Raw genomic sequence first — 7,715 nt, forward strand, 5'->3', positions numbered from 1 at the left:
GCGCGACTGCATGATCCCAGCCAGGTCATCGTTATCGGTCGGCGCGCGAACCGACTGGACGCCGCCGTGAAGATGGGCGCCACCGACGTGGTTGATACGGCAGCCGCCGATCCTGCCGAGGAGATCACCCGCCTGACGGACGGTCGCGGCGTCGACGCCGTCATCGACGCGGTCGGGTCGCCGGAGTCAATGGCCAGCGCCGCGCCGCTGCTCGCGATCGGGGGCACGCTCTCGGTGATCGGGTTCCCACCGCCGGGAAATGTCGGGCTCCCCCTCCAGGCGTTCACCTTCAAGAACCCGACGCTCCGCTTCGGCGTGACCGACCAGAGCAACATGCCGTTTCTCATGGACCTCCTGCGGACCGGCAAGGTCGACGTGGCCCCGCTGCTGACGCATGTCATGCCGCTTGCCGAGTTCGAGTCCGCCTTCAAAATCTTCGCCGGGAAGCAGGACAACTGCATGAAGGTCCTTCTCAAGCCGTAGCCGGTCACCGCACCCGTGCAATTCCAAGGAGCGCTACCGATGAAAATCGACATCCACGGCCATGTCACGGCCCCGGACTCGCTATACGCGTGGAAGGCCGGCCTGCTCTCGCACCGGGGCGCGCACGGCCGAGGCAGCGCCGGAGTGACCGACGAGACGCTGCGTGAATCCCTCTACACCGCGAACTCCACCTTCGGCGGCATCTCGCACATCCAGCACCTCGACGACGCGGGCGTCGACGTCCAGCTGATCTCGCCGAGGCCGTACCAGATGATGCACAGCGAGCAGGGCCGCCTAGTCGAGTGGTACATCCAGGAGACTAACGACATCATCGCCCGGACCTGCAGGATTGAGCCTGACCGCTTTCGCGGGCTCGCGGGCATGCCGCAGAGCATGGAGACCGGGCCGGAGCAGTGGGTGGCGGAGCTGCGGCGCTGCGTCGCTGAGCACAGCTTCGTCGGGGGGGTACTCAACCCCGACCCGTACGAGGGCACGGTCCAGCCGCCGGCGCTGAGCGACCGGTTCTGGTACCCGGTGTGGGAGGCGCTCTGCGACCTCGACGTGCCCGCGGTCATCCACTCGGCCGGCTGCAGGCCGCCGTCGCGGGAGACGTACTCGCTCCACTTCATCCAGGAGGAGACGCTCGCGGTCGCCTCGCTGGTGTCCTCGAAGGTCTTCGACGACTTCCCTGACCTGAAGATCATCGTCTCCCACGGCGGCGGGGCCATCCCGTATCAGCGCGGCCGCTTCGAGCCGACCGCGCTGCGACAGGGCACGACCTTTCGCGACATGCTGCGCAAGCTGTACTACGACACCTGCCTTTACAGTCAGGACTCCATCGAGCTGCTGCTGCGCGCCGTGGGCGTCGACCGTTGCCTGTTCGGCTCGGAGAAGCCCGGCGTCGGCTCGACCAGGAATCCCGAGACCGGGCGGTGGATCGATGACATCCACCTGCTCATCGACGACATCGAGTGGCTGACGGATGACGAGCGCGACCGGCTCTTCGAGTCCAACGCGCGCCAGCTATTCAAGATCTGAGCGCGGGAGGAGACAACCATGGCAGAGATCAGCCTCGCGATCGGTACCTCGCACGCACCGCAGCTAGGGACGCCTCCCGACCAGTGGGGCGAGCGCGCGAAGGCCGACCGAGGGAATCCGGCCCTCATTTACCAGGGCAAGGAGTATTCGTACGACGACCTGCGCGAGCTGCGCCAGGCCGCTTTCGCCGATGACTGCGAGCCGGAGGTCTGGCGTCGGCGCCATGCCGCGAGCCGGGCCGCCATCGCCACCCTCGGGAAGGCGCTCCACGACGCTGACCTCGACGTACTCGTCATCGTGAGCAGTGACCACAAGGAGATCTTCCGCGACGAGCTGCTCCCGCAGTTCGCGGTCTACTGGGGCGACTCCGTCGCGCACGTCCCGCTGACGCAGGCAGCCCTGGATGCCTTCCCGCCCGGGCTCGCCATCGCCGAGGTGGAGAACTACCCGAAGGTGGCGACCACGCGAGCCTGTCGGCCCGACCTGGCCGTGCATCTGATCAAGGAGACTAGCAAGGCTGGCTTCGACCCGTCGGCCTCACGGGAGCTCCCGGCCGGGACGTACGACGATCACGGCATCCCGCACGGCTGGGGCTTCATCGTCCAGCAGGTCCTCGGCGGCCAGGACGTGCCCGCGATCGTCCCGGTCTTCGTAAACACCTTCTACGAGCCGAACCAGCCAAGCGCGGCGCGCTGTTACGAATTCGGCCGGGCGCTCGGGCAGGCGATCCGGAGCTTCCCCGAGGACCTGCGGGTCGGGGTGGTGGCCTCGGGCGGGCTCTCCCACTTCGTCATTGACGAGGACCTCGACCGAGACTTCCTTGTGGCGCTGCGCAAAAAGGATGGCGGCTTCATGACCGCGCTCGACGCCCAGGTCCTGCGCGCCGGCACATCGGAGTACCGCAACTGGATTGTGGTGGCCGGAGCCCTCGCGGAGTCGCCGCTCGACGCCTTGCTCATCGACTATCAGCCCTGCTACCGGTCGGAGGCGGGGACGGGCTGCGGCATGGCCTTCGTCTTGTGGGACCGGGCCGCGCAATCAGCCTGACGGCCGCGTAGCCGACCCGGCCCCGTGAGTTCCGAAAGAGACGCACCGTTGTCCGGCACCTCCGTGCCCCGGCCGTTCTGAGGCGTCAGAGGCCGCCGCGAGGTGGGATAGTGACCAACACGGAAAGGAACGATTTCCGTCATGGGTGACCTGCTGGCGCGGCTCCGCTTGCTGGACAGCTGTGCGGTCTCCGACGCGCTGGACACGCTGGGACTGCCCGGCGCCACGACGGGCATACGACCGCTGTGGGATGTCCGGGTCGCCGTCGCTGGCCGGGCGCGGACGGTGACCGCGGGGCCGCGAAGCGACGACCGCCCGGCGCAGCACATCGCTGCGGCGGCCATCGAGGCTGCCGCCGACGGCGACGTTCTCGTCATCGCCAACAAGGGTCGGCTGGATGTCTCGTGCTTCGGCGGCATCCTTACCCTGGCGGCGCGGCGGCGAGGCATCGAGGGCGTCGTGATCGACGGTGCCTGCCGGGATATCGCCGAGAGCGAGAAGTCCGGCTTCCCGGTCTTCGGCCGTGCGGTGGTCCCGGTGAGCGCCCGCGGCCGGATCGTACAGCTGGCGATGGAGGAGCCGGTGCCCGTCGCCGGCGTCACGGTGAATCCAGGCGACTTCGTGATCGCCGACGGCAACGGCGTCGTCTTCGTGCCGGCGGCGGAGGTAGTGCGGGTGCTCGACTTGGCCGAACGGATCATGGCTCGCGAGGCGGTCATGGCAGAAGCGGTGAACGCGGGCGATCCGGTCATCGAGGTTATGCACGACAGCCGGTTTCCTGCTATCACGGAGGAGGCCTCCTCATGACGAACGCCCATCCCCTCGGGGGGTACTCCACCGCGACAGTCTCCGACGCGCTCGACAGGCTAGGTCGTCCCGGCTCCATGCTCGGCCTTGCGCCGCTCTTCGACGGCGCGCGGCTGTGCGGCCGCGCCTTCACCGTCCGGTACGTTGCCGTCGGCTGATCCGCCGCAACCTATGCCGCATGAGGGGCGCCGGCAGCGGAAACTCTCCCGAACGACCCGTACCCACCGTTCCTCAGGTCTACGCCCTGCCGATGCCATCGCCCCCCGCTATTGCGCGCTGATCCTGCTTGCCGCTTTCGCTAGCCTTCGCTGGGCCGAACTCGCCGCGCTCACTTCGCGAGACATCGACTTGGACGCCTGCACGGTCCGGGTAACCCGCCAGATCAACTACCTGCGTGGCGGCGGCCACTCGTTCGGTCCTCCTAAGTCACGGGCCGGTCGGCGGGTCGTCTCGTTCCCCGAACTCATCGCCGGTGACCTCCGCAGGCACCTTGACGCGCTCGGCGCGGCCGACGCGCTCGTCTTCACCAGCCCGGACGGCGCGCCGATGCGTCATAGCAACTTCTACCGGCGTGCCTGGATGCCCGCGCTTGCCGCTGTCGGCCTGCCGAGCGTTCACTTTCACGACCTGCGCCATACCGGCCACCAGTTCTCCGCTGACGCGGGCGCGAGCCTCCGCGAACTGATGGAGTACATGGGCCACGACAGCGCGAGGGCCGCACTCATCTATCTCCATACGTCCGCCGAACGCCAGCGGGCCATAGCCGATCAGGTCGGCAAGAACGCCAAGGCGGCGCTCGGCAGGCACAAGCGTTCTGGCACGCGAATGGCACGCAAGGCGAAGGGGCATCATGACCAGACGTACCGGTCATTGCGAGATGGGCACTGACTTGGAGTTTCGCTGAGTGCGCCCGGCAGGATTCGAACCCGCGACCCGCTGCTTAGAAGGCAGCTGCTCTATCCGACTGAGCTACGGGCGCCCGGTGACCATTTTGCATGGCGAAGATCACACGTTGGCCACACGCAGGTCGCATTGTGTGGCGACGCGCGTCACTGGCCGTAACGGAGCACGACCGCGTCCGTGAGGAAAAGATCAACCCCATCATACCGAACGTCCCCGGCTTTCTCCCGGCCGCAACGCCAGCCCGGGCGAGCGGCGCCGGCCCCCGTCCTCGCCCGCTGGCCCAAAGTGGACAGCCGCGTAGCGATAGGGTTCTGGTATGCCCGACACGGTTCTGTACACCGCGGAGGCGGTGTCGACAGGCGACGGCCGAAACGGCCATGTGACCTCCTCAGACCAGCGGATCGACCTGGATCTGGCGGTGCCGGCGGAGATGGGCGGCACCGGCGCGGGAAGCAATCCCGAGCAGCTGTTCGCGGCGGGCTACGCCGCCTGCTTCCACAGCGCGCTGCGGGTGGTCGCGGGCCGCCAGCACACGGCGCTCGGCGATTCGACGGTGACCGCGGAGGTGGGCATCGGGCCGGAGGGCGACGCGTACGGGCTGGTGGTCACCCTCGTCATCCACGTTCCGGGTCTGGAGCGGGAGAAGGTGCGCGAGTTCGCCGATGAGGCGCACCAGGTGTGCCCTTACTCCCGGGCCACCCGCGGCAACATCAGCGTGGAGTTGCGCGTCCTGTAGAGCGGCTCACCGTGTCGCCCGACTCCGCGCCCTCCGCTTCAACCCGATAGGCGGCGGGCACCGTACCGGGTATGACCGACATTGACTTGGACGCGATAGCCGCGAAGCGCGCCCGCCTGCAGGCGGAGTACATCACCGCGGGCCGGCCGCCCACGTCGGCGCGCGGTATCCACCACACCGCGCTGATGTGCTCCGACGTCGAGCAGACGATCAGGTTCTACCAGGGCGTCCTGGAGTTCCCGCTCACCGACCTCTTCGGGAACCGCGACTACCAGGGGTCCACCCACTTCTTCTTCGACGTCGGCAACGGGAACCTGCTGGCGTTCTTCGATTTCCCCGGCCTTGACCTGGGCCCTTACCAGGAGGTCCTCGGCGGCATCAACCACATCGCGATCTCCGTCACGAAAGAGAAGTGGGACTACCTGCGCGGCAAGCTCGACGCCGAAGGCGTGCCCTACCAGGAGGCGAGCGGCACGTCGCTGTACTTCCGCGACCCGGACGGCGTCCGGCTCGAACTGCTCGCCGACCCGCTCGGCGAAATGTACGGCACGAAGGTGCTGTGACCGGCTAGGCCGCCAGCGGCCGGCTCGCCGTCACTGTCATCCGGCGGCGACGGTCTCCGCGGCGGCGGGCGCCGCCTCCTGGCGGCGGATGGCGGCGCGGCCGAAGGCGAGCCAGCCGGCGAACGCGATCACCAGCGCCACGATCACGCCGAGGTTCGCGAACGCCCAGGTCCCCGTCTTGCCGCCGAGCCCGAACGGCCCGAGCAGGTACCCCTGCCAGGACAGCCACGAGGCGTAGCTGTTGGTGACCAGGCCCCACCCGATCACGGTGCTGGCCACCAGCAGGATGGCGGGCACCCAGCGGACGGACCCGTACCGGCCCGACGAGGAGAACAGGTCCGCGTCCGAGTACGCGGAGCGCCGCAGCAGGATGTCGGCGAGCATGATGCCGCACCAGGCGGAGATCGGCACGCCGAGGGTGATCAGGAACCCCTCGAACGGCCCGATGAAGTTGGACGAGAAGAACACCACGTAGATCGTGCCGGCGATCATCAGCGCGCCGTCGATCAGCGCGGCGGACCAGCGCGGCACCCGCAGCCCGGCGGCGAGCAGGGTGAGGCCAGAGGAGTAGATGTCCAGCACCGCGCCGCCGACGAGGCCGAGCACCGCGACGATCACGAACGGGACGAGGTACCAGGTCGGCAGGATCGTGGACAGCGCGCCGATCGGGTCGGTGTTGATCGCGGTCAGCAGGTTCTTGGACGACCCGGCGAGCAGCAGCCCGAACGCGAGCAGGAACAGCGGCGCGATCGACGCGCCGAACGTCGTCCACCAGACCACCCCGGCGCCGGATGATCGCCGCGGCAGGTAGCGGGAGTAGTCGGCGCCCACGTTGACCCAGCCGAGCCCGAACCCGGTGGCGACGAGCACGGTCACGCCGAGCACCTGCTGCGCGGACCCGCTGGGGATGGCCGACACCGTGGCCCAGTGGATCTTCCCGGCGACCAGGATGAGGTACACGACGGTCAGCACGCCTGTCACCCAGGTGATGACCGTCTGCAGCCGCATGATCGTGTCGAACCCGAGCGCCGCGCTGCCGACGATGAGCACGGTGACGATCAGGAAGGCGATCACCTTGGTGGCGGTGCCTGCGCTCCAGTGCAGCTGCGCGAACACCGTCGCCGTGGCCAGCGTGGCCAGCACGGTGAGCACGATCTCCCAGCCGACGTTGAGGATCCACGACACGAGGGCGGGCAGCTTGTTGCCCTGCACGCCGAACGCCGCACGGGACAGCACCAGCGTCGGCGCGGACCCGCGCTTGCCCGCCACCGCGATGAAGCCGACGAGCAGGAACGACACCACGATGCCGATGAACCCGGCCAGGCACGCCTGCCAGAACGAGACCCCGCCCTCCAGCACGTAGGCGCCGTAGGCGAGCCCGAGCACCGAGATATTGGCGGCGAACCATGGCCAGAACAGGCCGCGCGGCGAGCCCTTCCGCTCGTCCTCGCCGATAACGTTGATCCCGTTGGCCTCGTAGCCGAGCGGGCGTTGCTCAGTAGCGGCAGTCACGTCAGGCTCCCTTCCTGCTTGGCAGCATAAACCTCAGCATAGGGGAGTTTCTTCCAGGGAGGCGAAAACTCCGTGTCCGCAGCGGACCGCGCCAGGGGCGCGTTGTACGGCCTGGCGATCGGCGACGCCCTCGGCATGCCTACCCAGCTGCTGTCCCGGCAGCAGATCACGGCGCGCTGGGGCCCGCTGCTCACGGGCTTCGAGCCCGCCCCGCCTGGCCACCCGATCGCGGCGGGCCTGCCGCCCGGCGCCGTCACCGACGACACAGAACAGGCCGTCCTGCTCGCCCGCATGCTCGTCAAGAACCGGGGCGTGCCCGGCCCTGACGACTGGGCGGCGGCCCTGATCGGCTGGGAGCTCGACATGGCCGAGCGCGGCTCCCTCGACCTCCTCGGCCCCTCCACGAAACGCGCGCTGACCGCGGTGCTGGAAGGAACGCCTCCGGAGGAGGCCGGCCGGCACGGTGACACGAACGGCGCCGCGATGCGGATCACCCCGGTCGGCATCGCGTTCGCGGCAGGGCTGATCGACCGCGTCGTCGAGGCAAGCCTGGTGACGCACAACACGTCGGTCGCACTGGCCGGCGCCGCGGCCGTCGCGGCCGCGGTCAGCGCGGGCATCGACGG

Annotated in this window: 10 protein-coding genes and 1 tRNA gene; 9 read left to right on the forward strand and 2 right to left on the reverse strand. The window is 68.8% G+C overall.

Annotation, left to right across the window (positions count from 1 at the left end; translation table 11 throughout):
• The 6 genes from WA805_RS18885 to WA805_RS18910 form a co-directional block, all read left to right on the forward strand.
• Positions 1-483, forward strand: a 483-nt coding sequence (locus WA805_RS18885; protein WP_425242990.1) for a zinc-binding dehydrogenase, incomplete at its 5' end; no start/stop codon positions are given.
• 39 nt (positions 484-522) lie between these two features.
• Entirely contained in the window at positions 523-1,521 is a 999-nt protein-coding gene (locus WA805_RS18890; RefSeq protein ID WP_425242991.1) for an amidohydrolase family protein, read from the forward strand.
• Positions 1,522-1,539: 18 nt separating this feature from the next.
• Positions 1,540-2,568, forward strand: coding sequence for a hypothetical protein (locus WA805_RS18895; RefSeq protein WP_425242992.1), 1,029 nt, complete (start codon positions 1,540-1,542; stop codon positions 2,566-2,568).
• A 141-nt stretch (positions 2,569-2,709) separates the two neighbouring features.
• Positions 2,710-3,375 (forward strand): RraA family protein, encoded by a 666-nt coding sequence (locus WA805_RS18900; RefSeq protein ID WP_425242993.1) that lies wholly within the window; start codon positions 2,710-2,712, stop codon positions 3,373-3,375.
• Complete coding sequence (locus WA805_RS18905) at positions 3,372-3,533, forward strand: hypothetical protein (protein ID WP_425242994.1); 162 nt, start codon at positions 3,372-3,374, stop codon at positions 3,531-3,533. The genes WA805_RS18900 and WA805_RS18905 overlap by 4 nt, the downstream gene beginning before the upstream one ends.
• Positions 3,534-3,546: 13 nt before the next feature.
• Positions 3,547-4,263: a site-specific integrase gene (locus WA805_RS18910; RefSeq protein ID WP_425242995.1), complete on the forward strand. Its 717-nt coding sequence runs from the start codon at positions 3,547-3,549 to the stop codon at positions 4,261-4,263.
• Between the two features lie 17 nt (positions 4,264-4,280).
• On the opposite strand, the gene WA805_RS18915 is transcribed toward WA805_RS18910, so the two are convergent.
• Positions 4,281-4,354 (reverse strand) — tRNA-Arg (locus WA805_RS18915).
• Positions 4,355-4,594: 240 nt separating this feature from the next.
• On the opposite strand from WA805_RS18915, the gene WA805_RS18920 reads away from it, so the two are divergent.
• The gene (locus tag WA805_RS18920; protein ID WP_422288478.1) at positions 4,595-5,014 is read left to right on the forward strand and encodes an organic hydroperoxide resistance protein; all 420 of its coding nucleotides are present in this window, start codon (positions 4,595-4,597) and stop codon (positions 5,012-5,014) included.
• Between the two features lie 71 nt (positions 5,015-5,085).
• A complete protein-coding gene (locus tag WA805_RS18925) occupies positions 5,086-5,577 on the forward strand; it encodes a VOC family protein (RefSeq protein WP_422288477.1) in 492 nt (163 codons plus the stop codon).
• Positions 5,578-5,613: 36 nt separating this feature from the next.
• On the opposite strand, the gene WA805_RS18930 is transcribed toward WA805_RS18925, so the two are convergent.
• A complete protein-coding gene (locus WA805_RS18930) occupies positions 5,614-7,089 on the reverse strand; it encodes a purine-cytosine permease family protein (protein ID WP_425242996.1) in 1,476 nt (491 codons plus the stop codon).
• A 72-nt stretch (positions 7,090-7,161) separates the two neighbouring features.
• Between WA805_RS18930 and WA805_RS18935 the strand changes: the two genes are divergently transcribed.
• Positions 7,162-7,715: ADP-ribosylglycohydrolase family protein (locus WA805_RS18935; protein ID WP_425242997.1), on the forward strand; the 554-nt coding region annotated here is incomplete at its 3' end.

The organism is Trebonia sp., assembly GCF_049794275.1.
In the GTDB taxonomy this organism is placed as follows: Bacteria; Actinomycetota; Actinomycetes; order Streptosporangiales; family Streptosporangiaceae; genus Trebonia.